The following is a 21,019-nucleotide window of genomic DNA, read 5'->3' as shown; positions in this document are numbered from 1 at the left end:
CGGACAGGCCTACCATCGTGCGCGTGACGCAAGACGATGTCGACGAGCTGGTCCGCGGCCGGATCCGGGCGATCCGCTCGGCCCGCGGATGGTCGCTGGACCAGGTGGCGGGCCGGTCCGGGCTCAGCGCGTCGACGCTCAGCCGCATCGAGACCGGCCACCGGCGGATCGGGCTGGACCAGTTGACCGCGATCGCGCGGGCGCTCGGCGCCTCGCTGGACGAACTCGTCGCGCCGGGCAGCGACGAGGACGTCGTCATCAAGCCCCACCGGGACGAGGACCGCGGGGTCACCACGTGGGTGGTGCAGGAGGAGTCGGGGCCGCACGGCATGACCGTGGCGAAGATCCGGTTGACCCGACCGGCACCGCGGGGCCCGGTCGACGCCTTACGCGCGCACCCGGGGCGGGACTGGTTCACCGTGCTCTCCGGGACGGCCGAACTCGCGCTGGGGCCGCGCATCGTCACGGTCAGGACGGGGCAGGCCGCGTCGTTCTCCACGATGGTCCCGCACGCCTTCGGCGCGGTGGGCGGCGCCGCGGAGATCCTGGCGATCTTCGACCGGCCCGGGGAGCAGACCCACCTGACCGAATGAGGCGGCTCGGCGGGCGCCTGCCCCGCCGGCGCGCGTCGGGCAGCGCGGCGGTCGCCGGCACGCTCGGCACCGACGGCGGTCGGCCGTCCGGCGCCCGCGGTGTCAGACCCGGCCGGTGACCCGGTGCACGTCACCGGCGCCGGTCCGGATCCAGCGGCCGTCCGTCCAGACCAGCGCGGTGTCCTCGTCGATCGCCACGCCCGAGCCGACGGCCCCGCTCCCCACCGCGTACTCGAGCCGCGGCAGGGTGCCCCACTGGGCGGCGTGCACCTCGACCGCGAAGCCGACGAGGCCGAGCCCGTCCACGACGGTCACCTCGTCGAGGTCCTCGCCGGCCTCCTCCGGGCACACCGGCCGCCCGTCGGCGCGCCAGCCGCCGACGACCGCCCGGTCGGCCGCGACCGCGGCACCCGCGGAGAAACCCGCGTAGGCGCGCGGACCGTCAGCGAGCCACGCCCGGAGCTCGGACCGGGCGGGCACCAGAGCGTCCGCGTAGGCCGGCGTCAGGCCGCCGCAGACCAGCAGCGCGTCCGCGTCGGCCAGCGCCGCGACGTCCAGCCGGCCACCGAGCGGCACCAGCACCGGGAACGGCCGGCACGGCGCGGTCCGGCCCAGCACGGTGGTCCACCGGTCGGCCTGCTCGGCGCCGTCCCCCTCGTCCAGCACGACGCAGGCCACGGCGGCATCCCGACCGGCCGCGGCCAGGAACGGACCCCAGACCTGCAGGGCCGCGGCGGCGGTCCAGCCGCCGCCGATCAGGGAGACGTGCCCGGGCACGGACGGCGCGGGCAGGTCCGGCTCGAGGGCGCCGACGGGCGGGTGCGTCATGCGATGCACTGTAAGGGCCGCCCGACGGACTCCCGCGGACATCGATCCGGAGGACGACGACGGCCGCCCGGTGCGGGTGCACCGGACGGCCGTCGGACGTTGAGCCGGCCCGGCAGCCGCCTCTCGGCGAGTGACCGCTCGTAGCGGCGAGGGGTGAGGCCCGGGGGCATGGACCGGAACCGACATCCAGATCAACGTCCCCGGGGCGCCCGCATTCCCGCCCGCCCGGGCAGGCACGGTGACGCCGGTCACCCGCTCCGCCCAGGCCCGGATCACCTCTGCGTGGTCCACCCCGATCCGGTGACGGACAGCGGGTGCAGCGTCAGCACGAGCCGCCGGTCCGCCACCATCGCGGCGAAGAACTCCTCCGGGTCCGGGTGCGGGCGGGTGTCGACCGCGTCGTGCAGGGCGAGCAGATCGCGGCCGGCGGCGTCCCCGGGTTCCGTGCTCACCGGCCCCAGCTCCGCCGTGCACGACACCGACGCGTAGCTCCAGAAGTCCGAGCCGAGGACGTGCAGCACCGCACGGGCATCCCGGGCCAGGTTCCGGGTCTTCGCCCGGTCCGCCGTGACCGAGACCTGGAAGGCCGACCCGTCGAACCGGGCGGTCACGTTGGACGACTGCGGCGACCCGTCCGACCGGAGGGTGATCAGGACGGCGTTCCGGTGCTCGGCGAGCCAGCGCCGGGCGTCGTCGGTGAGGGGTTCGGCCATCGCGGGGCCTCCGTTTCGGTGCAGGACGCATGCCCCGGCCAGTCTGCCCGGCCGGCCGGACGACGGTCGCGCGCCGGCGCGCCCCGCACCTTCCGTTGCCGCCGCTGCCGTCGTGCCACTGCCGTCACGCCGCTGCCGTCGCCGCCGAGCGCTGCAGTCCCACCACGCCGCGCCGTCACTGTCGCTCCCCAGGCCGCTGTGCGGTCTCCGTGAAGCGACGCCTAGTTGATTGCATGTGCAAAGCAATCGGCGCTATAGTCACTTAGCAGAGCGAAGGAGAGTTGCGTGGCCGTCAGCGTCGAGAGCTGCACCAGGTTGATCGAGGTACTGCCGGTCCTCGCGCTGCTCAAGCGCGACGTCCGCAGCGGCACGTCCGCGCAGCTGATCCCGGCACTGCCCGCCCTGTCGGTGCTGGCCGTCGCCGGTGACATCCGTCCCAGCGATCTGGCCGAACGACTGTCGGTGGACACCTCGGTGGCGAGCCGGCAGGTCGCCAGCCTGGTCGCTCTCGGGCTCGTCGAACGGCATCCCGATCCGGCCGACCACCGCGCGCACCGCCTGCGCCTCACCGACGCCGGCCGGTCCCGGCTCGAGGAGATCCGCGACTCGGTCGCCCGGCGCATCTCGTCCCGGCTGTCCGCCTGGGACGAGGCGGACCTGTCCGCCTTGACGGACCTGCTCGAGCGACTCGGCGCCACCATCCGGGCGAGTGACGACTGTTCGCCGGGGGAAACGTCCCCGGCGAGACCGCTCGCCGCACCGGAGCCTGCCGACGGCTCCGGGCCACCGACCGTCCTGGCAGCCGGACGCGCCGCCACCTAGGCCGTCCGTCGCCCTCGACCACCCCCACGCCAGCGACACCCTGGAGCGCTCGAATGTCCACCACCGCCACCCGCACCACCGCCCCGCCCGCGGCGCCGCCGAACAACGGCCGCGTCGACATGAGCCACCGGCAGATCCTGGAGGCCCTCTCGGGCCTGCTGCTCGGGCTGTTCGTGGCGATCCTGTCGTCGACCGTCGTCTCGAACGCCCTGCCGACGATCATCGGCAACCTCGGGGGCGGCCAGGCGGCCTACACCTGGGTGGTCACCGCCAGCCTGCTGGCCACCACGGCCACCACCCCGATCTGGGGCAAGCTGTCCGACCTGTTCAGCAAGAAGCTGCTCGTCCAGCTGTCGCTGGTGGTCTTCGTGCTCGGGTCGGCGATCGCCGGCCTGTCCCAGTCGTCCGGCATGCTGATCGGCGCCCGGGTCATCCAGGGCCTGGGTGTCGGCGGCCTCACCGCGCTGACCCAGGTCTGCCTGGCGATGATGATCCCGCCGCGGGAGCGGGGCCGGTACAGCGGCTACATGGGGGCCGTCTTCGCGGTCGGCACCGTGGCGGGCCCGCTCGTCGGTGGCGTCATCGTCGACACGTCGTGGCTGGGCTGGCGGTGGTGCTTCTACGTGGGCGTGCCGTTCGCCGTCATCGCCATCCTCGTGCTGCAGAAGACCCTGCACCTGCCGACGTTCCGCCGCGACGACGTCCGGATCGACTGGCTGGGCGCGTTCCTGATCATGGCCTCGGTGTCCCTGCTGCTGATCTGGGTCACGCTGGCCGGCCACAACTACGACTGGATCTCCTGGCAGAGCTTCGTCATGGTCCCCGGCGCCATCCTGCTCGGCGTGCTGGCGGTCCTCGTCGAGTCGCGGGCCAAGGAACCGATCCTGCCGCCGTGGCTGTTCCAGTCCCGCACCATCGTGCTGGCCATCGTCGGCAGCCTGTTCGTCGGCATCGCCATGTTCGGCGCGACGGTCTACCTGAGCCAGTACTTCCAGCTGTCCCGCGGCGACTCGCCGACCCAGTCCGGCATCAGCACCATGCCCTTGATCCTCGGCCTGTTCGTCTCGTCCCTGGTCTCCGGCCGGATCATCACCCGGACCGGCCGGTGGAAGCGCTGGCTGGTGTCCGGGACCGTCGTCATGACGATCGGCTTCGGACTCATGGGCATGCTGCGGTCGGACACCCCCTACTGGTGGATCGCACTGTTCATGGCGCTGATCGGCATCGGCGTCGGCATGACCATGCAGAACCTGGTGCTGTCGGTGCAGAACGTGGTGCCGGTCAACCAGCTCGGCGTGGCCAGCGCCGGCGTCGCGTTCTTCCGCAGCCTCGGTGGCGCGGTGGGCGTCTCCGTGCTCGGCGCGGTGCTCGCCAACCGGGTCAACGCCCACATCCGGGAGGGCCTCACCGCCATCGGCGTGCCCGTCCCGGCCAGCACCGGCACCGAGATCCCCGACCTGTCGACACTGCCCGCCCCGGTCGCGGCGGTCATCGAGCGGTCCTACGGCATCGGCTTCGGCGACATCTTCCTCATCGCGGCGCCGCTGGCGCTGCTGGCGGTGCTGGCCGTCCTGTTCATCAAGGAGATCCCGCTCCGGACGAGCAACGCGCTGCCCGGCCAGGCGGCGGGGCAGGGCACCGAGCAGCTCGTGGAGGCGACCGAGGCCGGCGCGCTGGCCGGCGGTGTCGGCACCGAGCCGGTCGTCGCGGATCTGGCCGACCCCGACCGCCAGGCGCAGAGCTCGGCCACCGCACGCACCCGGACGGTGCCGGCCGGCGCGGTGTCGGCCGCGCTGCCGTCCGACGGCAACGGCCGGCTCGACGGCACCCTGCACCGCGCGGTCGACAGCTCGGTCAACGGCTCGGCCAACGGTGCGGTCAACGGCTCCACCAACGGTGCGGTGAACGGCTCGACCAACGGTGCGATCAACGGCGCGACCAACGGGGCGGTCGGCATCCCCAGCGCCACCGGCGCCACGGCCCACCCGTTGAGCAACGCCGGGACGATCTCCGGCACGGTGACGGGCTCGGGCGGGGCGCTGGCCGGCACGGCCCTGACCCTGATGGACGACGGCGGCCGCGAGGTGGCCCGCACCCGCACCGAGCCGGACGGCAGCTTCCGCGTCCCGGTGCCCACGGGCGGCAGCTACCTCCTGGTGGCCACGGCCGCCGGCCACCGGCCGGTCGCGGCGTCCGTCACGGTCGCCGACGGCGAGGTCCGGCGGGACCTGGCACTGGTCGCCGCCTGCACCGTGCGCGGTGTGGTGCGCGACGACGAGGGTCGCCCGCGCGCCGGCGCGACGGTCACCGTCACCGATGCCCGCGGCGAGGTGGTCGCCTCGGTGGTGACCGGTCCGGCCGGCCAGTTCGCGATGACCGACCTCTACGCCGGCGCCTACATCGTCACCGCCTTCGCCGGCGGCAGCATCCCCGAGGCCCGGCGGGTCACCCTGTCCGACGCCGGCGAGGTGGACGCCGACCTGACCTTGATCCGCACCGGCACGCTCACCGGGACGGTGTCGGCGCGGTCGTCGGACCGGCCGGTGGCCGAGGCCGCGGTCACGGTGCTCGACTCCACCGGCGCCATCCTGGAGTCCACGGTCACCGGACCCGACGGAGGCTACGAGTTCGCCGGTCTGGTGCCGGGCGACTACACCCTCGTCGCCAGCGGGTACGCCCCGGTGGCCACGGCGGTCCGGCTGGCCGGCGGCGACCTGGAGCGGCACGATCTCGAGCTGAGCCACGACGACGACGCGGGCACCCTGCGGCACGGGCGGCACGCCCTTCCCGAGTCCGCACCGTCGGCCCCGTCGGTACCGTCCGAGCTGCGGTGACCGCCGGCCTCCCGCCGGCGGCCCGGCCGGCCCGACTCCCGACCGAACGGACCGCCATGACGCACTCGCTGCCCGGTGACCGCGCCGAGCCGGCCGACCGACCGGCCCCCGGCACCGGCGAACCGGCGGCCGGCGCCGCCGAGCTGCAGGGCACCGTCACGTCGGTCGACGGCTGGCCGCTGGCCGGCGTCACCGTGACGGCCGTCGCCGGCACCGGCGTCCAGGTCGGGTGGGCCGTCACCGACGACGTGGGCGCCTACCGCCTCGCGGTGTCCGGCACCGGGCGGGTGACGCTCGTGGTGGCGGCCGCCGGGCTGGAGCCGCGCGCCGTGCCCGTGGCCGTCCGGGCGGGCCGGGCCGCGCTGGCCCCGGTGACGCTGGTCAGCAGCGCGGCCGGGGACCTGCCGCCGGCGGGCCGCTGGGTCATCGACCCGGCGCACTCCGTCGTCCGCGCGACCGCCCGGCACCTCGGGCTGTCCCGGGTGGAGGGCCGGTTCGCCGATTTCGACGGCGTCATCGAGATCCGCTACCCGCTCGAGCAGTCGGCCGTCGAGGTGTCGATCGCCACCGCGAGCATCGGCACCGGCAACGCCGACCGGGACCGGCACCTGCGCTCGGCAGACTTCCTGGACGTCGAGCGGTTCCCGCACATGACGTACCGGAGCACGGCCGTCGCCGCCGCGTCGGACGGCCACTGGCGCATCGACGGCGTGCTGACCATCCGGGACATCTCGCGACCGGTGCCGCTGGACATGACGTACGTCGGTTCCGAGGCGGACCCGTGGGGCGCCACCCGCTCGGCGTTCGTCGCGACGGCCCAGCTGGCCCGGCGCGACTACGAGATGTCCTGGAACCTGGGCCTGCCGGGCGGGCTGTCACTGGTCGGCCCGACGTTGCGGATCGACCTGGACGTCCAGGCCGTGCTGGACCCGCAGGGCTGAGTCCAGCCGTCGCGCCGCCCCCGGTCGGATGCTCGGCGCGGGCCGGCCGCAAGGATCGACCCGTGGACGTGACCGACACCGGGGACCCCGGTACCGACCGGCCGGGCGCGGCCGTCGGGACGGTCTCCGGCCGGGAGATCCTGCGCCTGGCCGTGCCCGCCCTGGGGGCGCTGCTCGCCGAGCCGACGTTCCTGGCCGTCGACGTGGCCATCATCGGCCACCTGGGCACCGCGGCGCTGGCCGGCGTGGGTGTGGCCGCGGTGGCCCTGTCCACGGTCGTCGGGCTGGCCGTCTTCCTGGCGTACGGGACGACGGCCCAGGTGGCGCGGGCGGTCGGCGCCGGCCGGCCGGGCAGCGCGTACGAGTCCGGGGTGGCCGGGCTGTACCTGGCCGCCGTCCTCGGTGTGGCCGTCGCCGTCGCCGGCGTCCCGCTCGCTCCGCTGGTGGTGTCCGCGCTGGGCGCCCACGGGGAGGCCGCGGCGCTCGGGGCGCTGTACCTGCGGATCTCGCTGGCCGGGGTGCCGGGGACGCTCGTCGTCCTGGCGGCCACCGGGGTGATCCGGGGTCTTCAGGACACCCGGACCCCGCTGGTCGTCGCGGTCGCCGGGGCGGTGGTGAACACGGTGGTGAACGTGCTGCTCGTGCTCGTCCTCCGGCTGGGGGTCGGCGGTTCGGCGGCGGGCACGGCGGCGGTGCAGACGGCCATGGCGGTGGTGCTCGCGGCCGTCGTCGTCCGGGGCGCCCGCCGGTCCAGGACCGCCGTGTCCCCGCACTGGGGCCGGGTCGCCGCGGTCGGGCGGGACGGCATCGCACTGTTCGTCCGGACGGCGACGCTGCGGGTGGCGATCCTGGTGGCGACGGCGGTGGCAGCCCGGCAGGGCGTCGTCGCACTGGCCGGCCACCAGGTGGTGACCGCGGTGTGGAACTGGCTGGCGCTGGCGCTGGACGCCCTGGCCATCGCGGCGCAGGCGTTGACCGGCCGCGCGCTCGGCGCGGGTGACGCGCCGGCGGCGAGAGCCGCCACGGACCGGCTGGTGCGGTGGGGGTGCAGCGCGGGCGCCGTGCTGGGCGCCTGCGTGCTCGCCGGCTGCGTGGCGCTGCCCCAGCTCTTCTCCGCCGACCCGGGGGTCCGGTCCGCGGTCACCGCAGCACTGGTCGCGGTCGCCGTCGCGCTCCCGCTCGGCGGGTACGTGTTCGTCCTGGACGGGGTGCTCATCGGTGCCGGTGACGGGCGGTACCTGGCGTGGGCGGGCGTCGCTTCGCTGCTGGCCTTCCTTCCCGCCGCGGTCGCGGTGGCGCTGTCCGCCCCACGCGCCGGAACCGGCCTGGTCTGGCTGTGGGCGGCGTACCTCGGGGTGTACCTGGTGGCGCGCGCCGTCACTCTGGGACTGCGGTACCGCCGCGACGGCTGGCTCGTGCTGGGCGCCGGCCGCTGACCCGGGAGGCGGCCCGGCGGACCGGACAAGTCGGCACCGGCCTGACCGGAACGCCGCCGCCGGCCGCCCGGGTTGGCTAGCATCCGCCCGGGCGGACGCCGAGGCCGTCGGTCAGGGGGATGTCGTGCACCGGAACCTGCCGCGCCCCACGGCCCCGGACCCTCGCGCCGGCCACCGCCGGGCCACCACCGGGCGCCGGGTGCGGGGCGGAGCCGTCGCAGCCGCCGTCGTGCTCGCCGGCGCGGCGATGGCCGGCTGCAGCTCGGACGCCGGCGGCACGGCCACCGCGCTGCCGCTGTCCACCGTGCTCACCACGGTGCCGGTGACCTCGACCGCGGTCACCACCGTCACCTCCACGGACGTGGTGAGCAGCACGGCCAGCGTCACCGAGACCAGCCGGACCACCAGCACAGCCGTGGTCAGCCGGACGTCGACCGTGACCGCCACCCGGCCGCCGTCCACCACGCCGACGTCCCGGACGTCGGCGACCACCGGCACCGCCAGTCGCTGGCCCGCGGACACCGACCACATCGGCGTCGCCCCGTCGCCGGCGTTCCCCACCTCGCTGGCCGGATTCCGCCGGTCCGCGGCGTGGACGGTGACCGTGCGGGCGTTCACCGGCACGGTCACCCCGGTGGACGGCCCCGACGGGGGACGCTTCCCGTCGACCATGAACGGCTGCGACACGCAGCGCTTCCTGGTCCGCTGGCAGGCGCAGAGCACGGGCCCGTCCATCCGGGCCGGGTCCGTGGACGCGGCCGGCGACGCGGGCCCGTCCGTCACCGGTAACGGCGGCTGGATGGACGTGGACAGCTGCCAGACGCCGACGCTGGAGATGGTCGCCGAGCCGGGCAGCGGCACCATCGCCGACGTCGACGTGCAGGTCCAGCAGTGGGTGACCACCGCGGGCTGACCGGCAGCTTGGGCACCGGTCGCGTGCCGGGGACCGCCGGTCGGCACGCCCGACGGTGTGCGACCGCACCAACCGGACCCGCCCTGGCGGTTCACGGCCGGCAGCGGCGCGCTTCAGCGGCTGGCGGTGTCCAGCAGGGCCAGCTGGTCGGCGGTCAGCGCGAGCGTGGCGCCGGCCAGCAGGTCCGGCACCTGCTCGACCCGGCTCGCGCTGGCGATCGGTGCGACGACGGTGGGCTGCGCCGCGAGCCAGGCCAGCGACACCACGGTCGGCGACGTCCCGGTCTGCTCGGACACCTCGTCGAGCGCCGCCAGCACCGCGCGGCCCCGGTCGTCCAGCCGCTTGGTGGCGTTCGCCGCCCGCGGGCTGTCCACGGCGGCGCCGCCGTCCCGGTACTTGCCGGTCAGGAAGCCGCCGGCCAGCGCGGCGTACGGCACGCAGCCTAGGCCCTCGGCCGCGACCGCCGAGGCCAGCTCGCCCTCGTAGGCGTCGCGGTTGACCAGGTTGTACAGCGGCTGTAGGGCGACGAACCGGGCGACGCCCAGGCCGTCCGCGATGCGCAGCGCCGACGTCAGCCTCTCCGGCGTGTAGTTCGAGGCGGCGACGTACCGGACGGCGCCCTCGGCGACGAGCTCGCCGAAGGCGGCGACGGTCTCCTCCTGCGGGGTGTCGGGGTCGTCGCGGTGCGCGTAGTACAGGTCGATCCGGTCGGTGCCCAGCCGCTGCAGCGACGCCTGCACGCCGGTGCGGATGCTCGAGCGGGACAGGCCGGGGACGGCGGCGTGGCTGCCGACCTTGGTCGCGATCACCAGGTCGTCGCGGTTGCCGCGGGCCGCCATCCAGCGGCCGAGCACCGACTCGGACTCGCCGCCGGAGTGGCCGGGCACCCAGGCCGAGTACACGTCGGCGGTGTCGATGAAGTTGCCGCCACCGGCCACGTAGGCGTCCAGGACGGCGAACGAGGCCTCCTCGTCGGCGGTCCACCCGAAGACGTTGCCGCCCAGGGTGACGGGGAACACCTCGAGGTCGGTGTGCGGGACGGGCCTGCGGGCGCCCTGCGTCGTCGACGTCCCACCCGGCGTGGACACGGTCATCGCTGCTCCTCTGCTCGACGCGGTCGCCGGGGCCCCGGCGCCACACTGCCGGTCAACCCGTGCCCGGCAGCGGCCGTTCCGATCCGCGCCGTGAAGAGTTTCACACCGGCGAAGGACAGGACCCGGCGTCGCACCGCCGTGCCCGCGGTGGTCGACTGTGCCGGTGCAGACCCTCGACGCCCACCGCAGCGCCCTGCGCCAGTTCGGCGACCGGGTCGCCCAGGTCCGGGACGACCAGTGGGGCGCTCCGACGCCGGACCCCGGCTGGACGGTGCGCGACCTGGTCGGACACCTGACCGGCGAGCAGCTGTGGGTGCCCGAGCTGCTGGCCGGGCGGACGGTGCGGGAGATCGGCGACCGCTTCTCCGGCGACGTGCTGGGGGACGACCCGGTCGCCGCCTGGACGGCCGCGGCCACCGCGGCCCGGGCCGCCTGGACCGAGCCGGGTGCCCTGGACCGGACCGTGCAGCTGTCGGCCGGACCGACACCGGCCCTGGACTACCTGCAGGAGATGACGCTCGACCTGGCCGTGCATGCCTGGGACCTGGCGCGCGCCATCGGGGCGACCGAGGACATGCCCAACGACCTGGTGTCCGAGGTGCTCGACCTGGCCCGGCGGATCGTCCCGCGGTACGCCGACGCCGGGATCTTCGCCGCTGCCCTCGACGTCGCGAGCTGCACCGACGACCTGACCGAGCTCCTGGCGCTGACCGGGCGCCGGCGGTAGCCGTAGGACCGGTCCGCCGAGCCGGGTATCACGGCGCCTGCGGGAGGCGTCCTGCAGGTCGACCCGCCCACCCGCACCCCGGAGGCCGCCGTGACCACCGTCTCCCCCGCACCCACCGCCGCTGCCGTCGCCGACCCGGAGCCGCACCTCGCCGTGCTCCGCGGCGAACTCGACCGCACCGCCCGCGAGACCGCGGAGCTGGAAACGTTTGTCGCCGATGACCGGGACGACCTCGCGGCCGTCGACGACCCGCGGGCGCTGGCGGAGGTGGGCGCGCGGCACGAGCGGTACGACGGGATGGCCCGGCTGGTCGACGCCCGCGACCTCGACCGGCTGCGCACCCACCACTCGCCGCTGCTCGACGTCACCGACGCGCTCCGCGGGGGTCTGCACCGACTGGACGCCCCGCGGCTGCGGGTGTTCGGCACCTCCGACTACCGCTACGGGTGGACCTGGCGCAGCGATCACCGCTTCCAGGACACGACGGACCTGCTGCAGGACACGCTCGAGCAGGACGAGTCCTACGACCTGGCGCGCGGCACCGTGCACCTGCGGCACCGGCTGAGCAACCACCGGTCGGAGATCAAGTCGTTCCTGGGCTTCCCGTACCGGCCGAACCTGGCCGTCGGGTACGCCGACATCCGGCCGTACTTCCGGTACTCGGTCGGCGGCTGGGTCGACGCGCTGGACACCCTGCACTGGCCGGGTGGCACGGCCGACCGTTGCCGGTCCTACACCTACGGCGAGATCTACCTGACCAGCACCGCGGCGGACGGTAGCGACGCCCGGACGGAGGGCCCGGTCCGGGTGCGCTCGACGTACGACGCGGCCAGCCAGGGCTCGTTCCACAGCATCGGCACCGACGGGGTGCTGACCGTCGGCGACGGCCTGCACCTCGAGGCCGTCGTCATCGACAGCCGCAGCTACATCGTGTGGGTCGGCGCGTATGCGTGGGCATGGAGCCGGATCGTGCCGCGGCTGGCCACGTCCCAGGTGCTCGCCGTCGACGACGCCTCGGTGCCGTTCGTCGTCGTCGAGGAACGGCCGATCGCCTAGGCGGCGCCTCAGCTCTCGCGGACGATCTGGTCGGGATCCTTGTCCGGCCGCAGCCCGCGCCAGCTCGGCTGGCGCAGGATGCCGTCCCTGGTCCACTCCGCGAACACCACCTCGCCGACCAGCTCGGGCTCGACCCACCGGGCGTCCCGGACGTCGGCGGTCGGCAGCGGCGTGGTCACCGGCGAGCTGCGCCGGGCCAGCGGGGTCAGCCGGCGCAGCAGGTCCGCCAGGACCGCGTCGGAGAAGCCGGTGCCGACCCGACCCGCGTAGTCCAGGCCGCCGGCCCCGTCCGGGATGGCCAGCAGCAGGGCGCCGATGCCGCCCTCCCGGCGGCCGGCGCCCGGGCGCCACCCGACCACCACGACCTCCTGCGTGCGCTGGTTCTTGATCTTGAGCCAGTCCCGGGACCGCCGGCCGGGCTGGTAGGTGGAGTCGGCGCGCTTGGCCATCACGCCCTCCCACCGCAGCTCGCGGCTGTGCGCGAGGGCGGCCTCCACGTCCCCGTCGAGCTGCGGCGGCACCCGCACGACGTCACCGGCGGGGGCGAGCGCCTCGAGCACCTGCCGGCGCAGGTCGTAGGGGCGCTCCAGCATCGGGACGCCGTCCAGGAAGAGCACGTCGAACACCCAGTACTGCACCGACACCCGCTGGGCCGCCCGCCGCACGTCCGCGGGCCTGGACAGGTTCGCGCGCTGCTGGATGGACGCAAAGTCGGTCCGGCCCGCCTCGTCCAGCGCGACGATCTCGCCGTCCAGCACCGCGACGTGCCCGGCCAGCACTCTGTCCAGGTCCTTGAGCTCGGGAAACGTGACCAAGAAAGGTTTGTCGTTGCGGCTGACCACCCGCAGCGGCCCGTCGCCGACCACGGCGACCGCGCGGAAGCCGTCCCACTTGCCCTCGAACCGCCACCCGCCGCCGGCGACGTCGTCCACCGATCCGGCGGTGGCCAGCATGGGTCGCACGTCCTCGGGCAGGGCGGCGGGCCTGCGCGACCTGCTGCCGGACGGGCGCGGCACCGCCGTGCCGCCGCTCCGCTGGATGATCTTGCGGTCGTCGCCGAACTTGCCGCCGGGGCGGACGTGCACCGCCGGCAGGTCCTCCTGCCCGCGCGTGCGGTGCATCAGCCACTGCGAGCCGCGGGTGCGGATCAGCGCGAACCTGCCGGTGGCCCGCCGGCCGTGCAGCACGACGATCACCTCGTCGTCCCGCCACTTCTCGGTCTCGTAGCGCCCGGAGTCCCAGATGGTCACCCCGCCGCCGCCGTACTCGCCCTCCGGGATGTCGCCGGCGAAGTCGGCGTACTCCAGGGGGTGGTCCTCGGTGTGCACCGCCAGCCGGTTGTGCCGGGTGTCGGTGGGGATGCCGCGGGGCAGCGCCCACGACACCAGGACACCGTCGCGCTCCAGCCGGAAGTCCCAGTGCAGGGCGGTGGCGTGGTGCTCCTGGATGACGAACGTGTCGTCGTCGCCGCGCGGCAGGTCGCCCCGCTCGGGCACCGGCTCCGGGGTCCGGTCGGCGGACCGCTTCGCCCGGTACAGGTCCAGCTTGGCGCCGCCGCCGCCGTCGCCGCCGCCGCCGTCGTCGCCGTCGCGCCGGCCACGGGCCGCTGACGCCGGTGCGGACCCGCCGGTCGCCGGGACGGGCCCGTCCAGCGCGGCGAGCAGGTCGCCGTCGCGGGCGAGCCGGTCCAGGACCTCGAGGTGGTCCAGGTGCCGCAGGTCCGGGTCGTCGAGCTCGTCCCAGGTGCGCGGCGCGGCGACCGTCGGGTGGTCCCGTCCACGCAGCGAGTACGGCGCGATCGTCGTCTTGGCGGCGTTGTTCTGCGACCAGTCGATGAACACCTTCCCGGGGCGCAGCGCCTTCGCCATCCGGGAGACCACCAGGTCCGGTCGTTCCCGCTCGACCGTCTCGGCCAGCCCGTGCGCCCAGTCCGATACCTCGTCCGAGCTCCGGCTGCCGTCGACGGCGGCGTACAGGTGCAGTCCCTTGGACCCGCTGGTCACCGGATACGTCGGGAAGCCCTCGTCCAGCAGCAGCTGCCGCAGGATGCGCGCCACCTCCGCGCACTCGACCAGCCCGACGCCCGGGCCGGGATCCAGGTCGAACACCACGCGGTCCGGCTCGGCCCGCCGGTCCCCCCGACCGTCCTGGACGACCCGCCACTGCGGCACGTGCAGCTCCAGTGCGGCGCTCTGCGCCAGCCAGGTGAGCACGGCAGGCGAGTCGACCAGCGGGTAGGTCACCGAGTCCCGCTTGTGCGTCAGGGTGGCGCGCGGTACCCACGACGGCGCGCCGGGATCCATGTTCTTGGCGAAGAACGGCGGCGCGTCCACCCCGTCCGGCCAGCGCTTGCGGGTCACCGCCCGCCCGGCGACGTGCGGCAGCAGCGCCGGCGCCACCTGCGCGTAGTAGCCGATCACCTCGGCCTTGGTGGTGCCGGTGGCCGGGTACAGGACCTTGGACAGCCGGGAGATCTTCAGCCGCCGGCCGTCGACCTGGACGGTGGCCTCGTCGGCGGACTGGGCGGCGATGACGGCCTCCGTTCGGCGCGTGCTGCGGCACCTGGAACGCAGCGGCCGGGCGACCGGACCGGCCGGCGCCGCCGGACCGGTCCATCATGGGGCATGCGCTCGATCTGGAAGGGTTCCCTGACCTTCGGCCTGGTCAACGTGCCGGTCAACGTCTACAGCGCGACCGAGGACCACGACGTCCGGTTCCACCAGGTGCACAAGGCCGACGGCGGTCGGATCCGGTACCAGCGGATCTGCGAGAAGGACGGCAAGCAGGTCGAGTTCGCCGACATCGGCAAGGCCTACGAGGCCGACGACGGCCGCACCGTGGTGCTCACCGACGAGGACTTCGAGCAGCTGCCGGTGGCCACCGGACACGAGATCGAGGTCCTGCGGTTCGTGCCCGACGACGAGATCGACCCGGTGCTGTTCGACCGCAGCTACTACCTGGAGCCGTCCGGGTCGTCGGTCAAGGCCTACGTGCTGCTGCGGAGCACGTTGGAGCAGACCGACCGGGTGGCGGTCGTGCACTTCGCCCTGCGCGAGAAGGTCCGGCTCGCGGCGCTGCGGGTCCGCGACGGAGTGCTGATGGTGCAGACCCTGCTGTGGCCGGACGAGGTGCGGCAGGCCGACTTTGCGGCACTGGACACCGACGTCGCGCCGACCCCGGCGGAGGTCAGGGCGGCCGCCGCGCTGGTGGAGAGCTTCGCCGGCAGCTTCGAGCCGGAGGAGTACTCGGACGAGTACCGCGAACAGCTGCAGCAGCTCATCGACGCCAAGCTCGAGGGCACGGAGGCGTTCCCGGACAGTGGGGAGGACGCCGCCGACGACGCGGAGGTCGTCGACCTGCTGGCCGCGCTGCGCCGCAGCGTGGAGGCCGGCCAGGGCGGGAGCGGCACGGGCAGCACCAGGAGCGGCACCGCCAAGAGCACCGCCGGCAACACCCGCTCGGCGAAGACCGGCACTGCGACGAGCACCGCCGCCAAGAGCGGTTCCACGAAGACCGGCACCGCCAAGAGCACTGCCGCAAAGAGCAGCGCCGCCAAGACCCGCTCAGCGAAGACCGGCACCAAGAGCAGCACCGCGACGACCGGTGCCCCGAAGAGCAGCGCCGGCAGGAGCAGCACGAAGGGGAAGAGCACCGGGAAGAACACGACCGGGAGGAGCGGCACCCGGCGTTCCGCCGCAAGCTGACCTCAGGCGCCCGCGCCGAGCCGTCGACCGCCGCCGGTGCCCTGCCGCCGCCACGGGCTCGCGGCGGACCGGCTGTGCGACCGGTCCGCCGCGCCCGGCCTCAGCCGAGCCGGCGCACGACCTCCTGGACCACCGGCCACACCTTGGCGACCGACCGGTGGTTCACCGACTCCTTGGGGTTGTGCAGGTCGTGCAGCTCGGTGCCGATCGAGATGACGTCCAGGCCGGGCACGTTGCGGCTGAACATGCCGAGTTCGAGGCTGCACTGCGACACGTGGACCGCGGCGTCCTCGCCGACCACGTCGCGGTAGGCCGCCCGCGCGGTCGCCAGCAGCGGCGAGTCCTCCCGGTAGGGGAACTCCGGCGCGTCGAGCCCGTAGGTCTGCACGGTCACACCGCCACCGGCCAGGGAACCGAGAGCTCGGACCCGGTCGAGGATCTCGTGCTTGCGGCTGGTCTGCGCGGCGGTGATGGTCGAGGCCAGCGTGGCACCCTGCTCGGAGGGGCGCACGGTGCCGAGGTTGTTGGAGCTCTCCACGACGCCTGGGACGGCCAGGTTCCAGCTGATCACGCCGTTCGGGATGAGCGAGGTCAGCCGGGCGAAGCGCGCACCGGCGGCGGCGGAGAACACCCGGTCCGGCGCGTCGACCTCCTCGAGCTCGACGCGGATCTTCGGGTCGGCGATCGCGTACTCGGTGTGCAGCGCGTCGGCCAGGTCCGCCACGACGGACTCCACGGTCTGGACGTCGGCCGGGCGCAGCGCGAGCACCACCTCGGCGTCGGCCGGGATGGCGTTGTTCTGCGCGCCGCCGAAGGGCCGGGTGATCCGGGCGTCGACCTTCTCCCCCACCGCGTTCAGGGCCCGGGCGAGCAGCAGGATGGCGTTGGCCCGCTCCAGGTGGATGTCGAACTCGCAGTGGCCGCCGTTGAGGCCGCGGACCTTGAGCAGCCGAGTGGCGGAGTGCGTGTCGGGGACCGACTCCCACTCGGCCGGGACGTCGACGGTGAACGTGACGTCGCCGCTGCACCCGGCCAGGATCTCGTCGTCGACGATCCAGTTGAAGTCGATCATCCGGGTGCCGCGCAGCTGGCTGAAGTCGAACTGCGCGGCGCCGGCCTTGCCCTTTTCCTCCATGGCGGTGAGCACCGCCTCGAGGGGCGGATGCGGCAGGTCCTTGGAGTCGAGCAGCGCGAGGATGTACGACACGCCGATGCCGTTGTCCGCGCCGAGCGACGTGCCGTCGGCCTTGATCAGGTCACCGTCCACGACCAGCCGGATCGGGTCGGTGAGGAAGTCGATCTCTACGCCCTCGTCCTTCTCGCACACCATGTCGAGGTGGCCGTGGAGGATGAGCCCGGGAGCGTCCTCCAGGCCGCCCTGGCCCGGCTTGCGCACCAGGACACAGTGCTTGGCGTCCTGGACCGCCTCCAGACCCCGCTCCTGCGCGAACCGGCACACCCAGTCGGCGGCGCCCTTCTCGTTCTCCGAGCCGCGCGGGATGCCCGCCAGGGTTTCGAAGTACTTCAGGACGTCGTACGGCTCGAGCTTCTCCAGGGTGGTCATGACTGCGTTCTCCTCGACGATGGGACGGGTGCTGCAGGTGCGGGACCGGGGCCGCCGGTCGGGCTACTTGACGACACCGCGGCCGCGCGTGGTCGTCAGGGCCACCACCACGATGATCACCAGGCCGTAGACCAGGCTCTGCGCCTCCGGCGGGATGCCGATGGCGGCCGCCCCGATCGGGATCAGACTCACGGTCAGCGCGCCGAACACCACGTTGATCGGGTTCGTGATGCCGCCGGTGATGGCCGTACCGCCCACGATCGCCGACGCGATGGCGGGCAGCAGCAGATCGCTGCCCAGACCGGTGCTGGAGGCGGACCCGGACTGCGCGATGATCATCATCCCGGCGAAGCCGGCCAGCACGCCGGAGATGGCGAATGCGGCGACCTTCAGCGGTCTGGTCCGGATGCCGGCGAACAGCGCGCCGGACTCGTTGAGCCCGATCGCCGTCAGGCTCTGCCCGACGACGGTGAACCGCAGCAGCGCCCACAGCAGGACCGCCAGCAGCACCGCGACCCAGAACATCATCGGCAGGCCGGCGACGGCGTTCTCGTAGAGCGCCGTCACGGTCTCGCCGTTGCCCTCCACGTACACCGTGGTCGAGTCGCTGACGACCAGCGAGGCCGCCTGCAGGATGCCCAGCATCCCGAGGGTCAACGCGAAGCTCGGCACCTGCGTGTAGGCCACCAACCAGCCGTTGACGGCCCCGACCAGCCCGACGATCAGGATGGCCAGGATCGGCGCGACGGGGCCGATCGGACCCAGCATCTTGGCGAGCAGGATCGCCGAGAACAGCGCCATCGCTGCGTTGGACAGGTCGATCGACCCGACGTGCAGCACGATCGCCTGGGCGAGCGCGACGAGCAGCGTCGCCGTGGCGGTCTGCGCGACGACGACCAGGCCGTTGCCGCCGACGAAGCCGGGCGTCAGGATCGCCACCACCGCGAACAGGATCGCGAAGACGGCGAACGGCCCGGCGAGCTGCCAGACCCGGGTGGGGGTGACGGTCCTGCGCCGCACCGGCGTTCCGGTGCTGGCCGGTGCCGGCGGAGCTGCGTTCACGGTGTCGGTCACGGCGGTCACACCATCTTTTCCAGCAGATCGAGGGACGTGGGGTTGTCGCGGCCGGCGTCGAAGCGGGCGGTGACCTCGCCGTCCCGCATGACCAGGATCTCGTCGCCGTGGTCGAGCGCCTCCTCGAGCGTGTCGGCCAGCAGGATGAGCGCCGCACCCCTGTCCCGCGCCGCCCGGATCTGCGCGTTCAGGGTCTCCGCCGCCCCCGGGTCCAACCCGCGCAGCGGGTGGTCCAGGATCATCAGCTTGACGCCGTCCAGATGCAGCCACTTGGCCATGACGACCTTCTGGGCGTTGCCGCCGGAGAACCGGGCGAGGTCCAGATCCGGGTTGCGAGGACGGATGTCGAGGGTCTCGAACCACTCGCCGGCCAGTTTCGCCTGCGCGCGGCGACGCAGCAGGAAGCCCTTTCCGCCGGTCCGGGCCAGGGTCATGTTCTCCTTGGCGTCCAGCCCGCCGACCATGCCCTCGGTCCGCCGCTCGGCCGGCACGTACGCGATACCGGCCCGGGTCGCCTCGGCGGCGCTCCAGCTGCGGACCGTCCGGCCGTCCAGTTCGAACGTCCCGGCGTCGAACGGTTCGACACCGAACAGGGCGCGGCACAGCGACTCCCGACCGGAACCCAGAGTGCCGACGATGGTGACGCAGTGACCGGGCCGGACGTCGAAGGAGACGTCCCGGTACTCCCCCTTGCGGGTCAGCCCGGACACCGACAGCACCGGCGCCGCGGTGTTCCCGCGGGCGGCATCCGGGCGCCTGGTCGCGGTGGCTGCATGCCCGATCATCAACCGGAACAGGTCGTCCTCGGTCACCTCGTCCTTGGCCACGTCGGCGACGAGCTCGCCGGTGCGCATGACGACGATCCGGTCGCAGATGCGCATGATCTCGTCGAGCCGGTGCGACACGAAGATCACCGAACCGATGTGCTTGAGCTGCGCGATCTCCCGCTCGAGGATCGCCGTCTCGTTCCGCTCCAGCACCGATGTCGGCTCGTCCAGGATGACGATCGGGCTGGCGTGGGTCCGCTCGTCGACCCGGAGCGCCCGCGCGATCTCCACCATCTGCCGGTCGACGAAGGACAGCTCCGACACGGTCGCGCGCGGGTCGATGCGGGCGCCGACCCTGGCCAGCACCTGCTCGGCCTCGCGGTTGAGCCGGCCCCAGCGGTACCAGCCGTACCGGGTGGCCGCGTCCTGCGAGCCGAGGGCGTTCATGGCGATGTTCTCGGCCACCGACAGGTTGGTCAACAGCGACTGCTCCTGGTGCACGACGCCGAACCCGGCCGCCACCGCGTCCTGCGGGCGGCGGAACCGCACCGGCCGGCCGGACACCTCGATGGTCCCGGAGTCCGGCTCGTGCAGGCCGGTCAGGATCTTCAGCAGCGTCGACTTGCCGGCGCCGTTCTCGCCGATGAGCCCGACCACCTGGTTGCGGGGGATCTGCAGCGACAGGTTCCGGACGGCCGTGACCGGGCCGAACGACTTCGAGATCCCGGTCAGGGTCAGCGCCGGCGCGTCCGAGGTCTCCGGCGTCCTGGTGAGCGGCTTGCTCATTTCACGATCCTCAGTCTGCTGCGCAGCGGCCACGCCGCCGCCACGATGGCCAGGATGAGCACCAGGCCGGAGACGCCCGACCGGTAGCCGGGGTCGACACCGGCCAGCAGCAGGCCGTTGTTCAGGATGGTCAGCAGGAAGACCCCGAGAACGGTGCGCAGGATCCCGCCCCGACCGCCCGCCAGCGACGTGCCGCCGATCACGACGGCCGCGATCGTCAGGAACAGCGTGCTGCTGCCCGCCGCACCGCTGGCACCGACGGAGGGCGTCCCCTGGCCGAGCTGCAGGATGGCGAGGATGCCGGCCAGTCCACTGAAGGCGCCGGCCAGGACGAACACGTAGAGCTTGATGCGGCGCACCGGGATGCCGTTGCTGCGCGCGATGTCCTCGTTGTTGCCGATCGCGTAGGCGAACCGGCCGAGCTTGGTGTACCGGGTGACGACGACGCCGAGCACGGCCACCACGACCGCCAACCAGAACGAGTGCGGCAGGCCGAGCAGGTTCCGGGTGGGCCACTGCGCGGCGGCGTCCGACAGGTTCGGTTGCGCGCTGGTGCCGAACAGGATGATGCCGATGCCCAGACCGACGAACCAGACGCCCAGCGTCACGATGAAGGAGGGCACCTTCAGCCGGGTGTGGATCAACCCGTTGACGGCACCGAGCGCGGCACCGACCAGGACCGCGAGCACGAACGACAGGAAGCCCAGGTCGGTGGGGCTCTCCACGCCGCCCCGCAGGTGCAGCGTGGTCAGGATGAACGTCATGCCGGCGGCTCCCATGACGCCCTCGACCGACAGGTCGATGCAACCCATGAGGATGACCAGCGTGGCGCCGACGCCGACGATGAGCGGCGTCGCTGCCTGGTCCAGGACCTTCTGCAGGTTCCCGACCGACAGGAAGGTGCTCGGGTTCAGCGCCCCGAACACCACGACGAGGACGACGAGGGCGCCGACCTCGCCGAGGCTGCGGATCTCGAACCTCCGACGGTGGGCGACCGGCGCCGTGCCGGTGGCGGCCGGCTGCCGGTGGTCCTGGGTGACCGGGTTCGCCATCGGCGTACTCCCCATTTCGCGACGGTGCGGGTGCAGGACAGGGAACCGGTCGCGGGCCGGCGACGTGCATCGCCGGCCCGCGAGTGGTCACAGGGAGCTGCGGTGCTCGCAGCTC

General features: G+C 73.8%; 18 protein-coding genes. 9 read left to right on the top strand and 9 right to left on the bottom strand.

Features of this window, described 5'->3' with window-relative positions; translation table 11 throughout:
- Positions 1-23: 23 nt before the first annotated feature.
- On the top strand, positions 24-593 hold the full coding sequence (locus tag IEY37_RS10450) for a helix-turn-helix domain-containing protein (RefSeq protein ID WP_188941433.1): 570 nt from the start codon (positions 24-26) through the stop codon (positions 591-593).
- A 102-nt stretch (positions 594-695) separates the two neighbouring features.
- Here the strand turns inward: IEY37_RS10450 and IEY37_RS10445 are convergent, their stop codons facing one another.
- A complete protein-coding gene (locus tag IEY37_RS10445) occupies positions 696-1,421 on the bottom strand; it encodes a type 1 glutamine amidotransferase family protein (RefSeq protein ID WP_188941432.1) in 726 nt (241 codons plus the stop codon).
- Between the two features lie 272 nt (positions 1,422-1,693).
- A complete protein-coding gene (locus IEY37_RS10440; protein WP_188941431.1) occupies positions 1,694-2,134 on the bottom strand; it encodes a TIGR03618 family F420-dependent PPOX class oxidoreductase in 441 nt (146 codons plus the stop codon).
- A gap of 285 nt (positions 2,135-2,419) precedes the next feature.
- Between IEY37_RS10440 and IEY37_RS10435 the strand changes: the two genes are divergently transcribed.
- The 4 genes from IEY37_RS10435 (at position 2,420) to IEY37_RS10420 (ending at position 8,167) form a co-directional block, all read left to right on the top strand.
- Positions 2,420-2,956 (top strand): MarR family winged helix-turn-helix transcriptional regulator, encoded by a 537-nt coding sequence (locus IEY37_RS10435; RefSeq protein ID WP_188941430.1) that lies wholly within the window; start codon positions 2,420-2,422, stop codon positions 2,954-2,956.
- A 119-nt stretch (positions 2,957-3,075) separates the two neighbouring features.
- The gene (locus IEY37_RS10430) at positions 3,076-5,790 is read left to right on the top strand and encodes an MFS transporter (protein WP_188941550.1); all 2,715 of its coding nucleotides are present in this window, start codon (positions 3,076-3,078) and stop codon (positions 5,788-5,790) included.
- A gap of 56 nt (positions 5,791-5,846) precedes the next feature.
- A complete protein-coding gene (locus IEY37_RS10425; protein ID WP_188941429.1) occupies positions 5,847-6,731 on the top strand; it encodes a YceI family protein in 885 nt (294 codons plus the stop codon).
- Between the two features lie 62 nt (positions 6,732-6,793).
- Positions 6,794-8,167: an MATE family efflux transporter gene (locus IEY37_RS10420; RefSeq protein ID WP_229674259.1), complete on the top strand. Its 1,374-nt coding sequence runs from the start codon at positions 6,794-6,796 to the stop codon at positions 8,165-8,167.
- Positions 8,168-8,278: 111 nt separating this feature from the next.
- On the opposite strand, the gene IEY37_RS10415 is transcribed toward IEY37_RS10420, so the two are convergent.
- Positions 8,279-8,797, bottom strand: coding sequence for a hypothetical protein (locus tag IEY37_RS10415; RefSeq protein WP_188941428.1), 519 nt, complete (start codon positions 8,795-8,797; stop codon positions 8,279-8,281).
- 4 nt (positions 8,798-8,801) lie between these two features.
- Between IEY37_RS10415 and IEY37_RS10410 the strand changes: the two genes are divergently transcribed.
- The gene (locus tag IEY37_RS10410) at positions 8,802-9,080 is read left to right on the top strand and encodes a hypothetical protein (RefSeq protein WP_188941427.1); all 279 of its coding nucleotides are present in this window, start codon (positions 8,802-8,804) and stop codon (positions 9,078-9,080) included.
- Between the two features lie 113 nt (positions 9,081-9,193).
- Here the strand turns inward: IEY37_RS10410 and IEY37_RS10405 are convergent, their stop codons facing one another.
- A complete protein-coding gene (locus tag IEY37_RS10405; RefSeq protein WP_188941426.1) occupies positions 9,194-10,174 on the bottom strand; it encodes an aldo/keto reductase in 981 nt (326 codons plus the stop codon).
- A 163-nt stretch (positions 10,175-10,337) separates the two neighbouring features.
- Between IEY37_RS10405 and IEY37_RS10400 the strand changes: the two genes are divergently transcribed.
- Together IEY37_RS10400 and IEY37_RS10395 are read left to right on the top strand one after the other, a co-directional pair.
- Positions 10,338-10,901, top strand: coding sequence for a TIGR03086 family metal-binding protein (locus IEY37_RS10400; RefSeq protein WP_188941425.1), 564 nt, complete (start codon positions 10,338-10,340; stop codon positions 10,899-10,901).
- A 90-nt stretch (positions 10,902-10,991) separates the two neighbouring features.
- Positions 10,992-11,957, top strand: a complete 966-nt coding sequence (locus IEY37_RS10395) for a hypothetical protein (RefSeq protein WP_188941424.1) — start codon at positions 10,992-10,994, stop codon at positions 11,955-11,957.
- 8 nt (positions 11,958-11,965) lie between these two features.
- On the opposite strand, the gene IEY37_RS10390 is transcribed toward IEY37_RS10395, so the two are convergent.
- Positions 11,966-14,488: an ATP-dependent DNA ligase gene (locus IEY37_RS10390; protein ID WP_188941548.1), complete on the bottom strand. Its 2,523-nt coding sequence runs from the start codon at positions 14,486-14,488 to the stop codon at positions 11,966-11,968.
- 93 nt (positions 14,489-14,581) lie between these two features.
- On the opposite strand from IEY37_RS10390, the gene ku reads away from it, so the two are divergent.
- A complete protein-coding gene (gene ku / locus IEY37_RS10385; protein WP_188941423.1) occupies positions 14,582-15,661 on the top strand; it encodes a non-homologous end joining protein Ku in 1,080 nt (359 codons plus the stop codon).
- A gap of 100 nt (positions 15,662-15,761) precedes the next feature.
- Here the strand turns inward: ku and pepD are convergent, their stop codons facing one another.
- From pepD to IEY37_RS10365, 4 genes are all read right to left on the bottom strand, one after another.
- On the bottom strand, positions 15,762-17,225 hold the full coding sequence (gene pepD / locus IEY37_RS10380) for a beta-Ala-His dipeptidase (protein ID WP_188941422.1): 1,464 nt from the start codon (positions 17,223-17,225) through the stop codon (positions 15,762-15,764).
- Between the two features lie 63 nt (positions 17,226-17,288).
- Entirely contained in the window at positions 17,289-18,299 is a 1,011-nt protein-coding gene (locus IEY37_RS10375; protein ID WP_188941421.1) for an ABC transporter permease, read from the bottom strand.
- 5 nt (positions 18,300-18,304) lie between these two features.
- Positions 18,305-19,852, bottom strand: a complete 1,548-nt coding sequence (locus IEY37_RS10370; RefSeq protein WP_188941420.1) for a sugar ABC transporter ATP-binding protein — start codon at positions 19,850-19,852, stop codon at positions 18,305-18,307.
- The gene (locus tag IEY37_RS10365) at positions 19,849-20,919 is read right to left on the bottom strand and encodes an ABC transporter permease (protein WP_188941419.1); all 1,071 of its coding nucleotides are present in this window, start codon (positions 20,917-20,919) and stop codon (positions 19,849-19,851) included. The genes IEY37_RS10370 and IEY37_RS10365 overlap by 4 nt, the downstream gene beginning before the upstream one ends.
- Between the last annotated feature and the right edge of the window lie 100 nt (positions 20,920-21,019).

The sequence above is a fragment of the Nakamurella endophytica genome, from assembly GCF_014646215.1.
GTDB classification, from domain to species: domain Bacteria; phylum Actinomycetota; class Actinomycetes; order Mycobacteriales; family Nakamurellaceae; genus Nakamurella; species Nakamurella endophytica.
The sequence above is the reverse complement of the archived record's forward strand: the minus strand, read 5'-3'. Positions and strand labels throughout refer to the sequence as shown.

Bases quoted from the DNA above. Each gene is read 5' to 3' on its own strand.
- IEY37_RS10370 (WP_188941420.1), bottom strand. From the start codon at position 19,852: ATGAGCAAGCCGCTCACCAGGACGCCGGAGACCTCGGACGCGCCGGCG.
- IEY37_RS10365 (WP_188941419.1), bottom strand. From the start codon at position 20,919: ATGGGGAGTACGCCGATGGCGAACCCGGTCACCCAGGACCACCGGCAG.
- ku (WP_188941423.1), top strand. From the start codon at position 14,582: ATGCGCTCGATCTGGAAGGGTTCCCTGACCTTCGGCCTGGTCAACGTG.
- IEY37_RS10445 (WP_188941432.1), bottom strand. From the start codon at position 1,421: ATGACGCACCCGCCCGTCGGCGCCCTCGAGCCGGACCTGCCCGCGCCG.
- IEY37_RS10425 (WP_188941429.1), top strand. From the start codon at position 5,847: ATGACGCACTCGCTGCCCGGTGACCGCGCCGAGCCGGCCGACCGACCG.
- IEY37_RS10440 (WP_188941431.1), bottom strand. From the start codon at position 2,134: ATGGCCGAACCCCTCACCGACGACGCCCGGCGCTGGCTCGCCGAGCAC.
- pepD (WP_188941422.1), bottom strand. From the start codon at position 17,225: ATGACCACCCTGGAGAAGCTCGAGCCGTACGACGTCCTGAAGTACTTC.
- IEY37_RS10405 (WP_188941426.1), bottom strand. From the start codon at position 10,174: ATGACCGTGTCCACGCCGGGTGGGACGTCGACGACGCAGGGCGCCCGC.
- IEY37_RS10430 (WP_188941550.1), top strand. From the start codon at position 3,076: ATGAGCCACCGGCAGATCCTGGAGGCCCTCTCGGGCCTGCTGCTCGGG.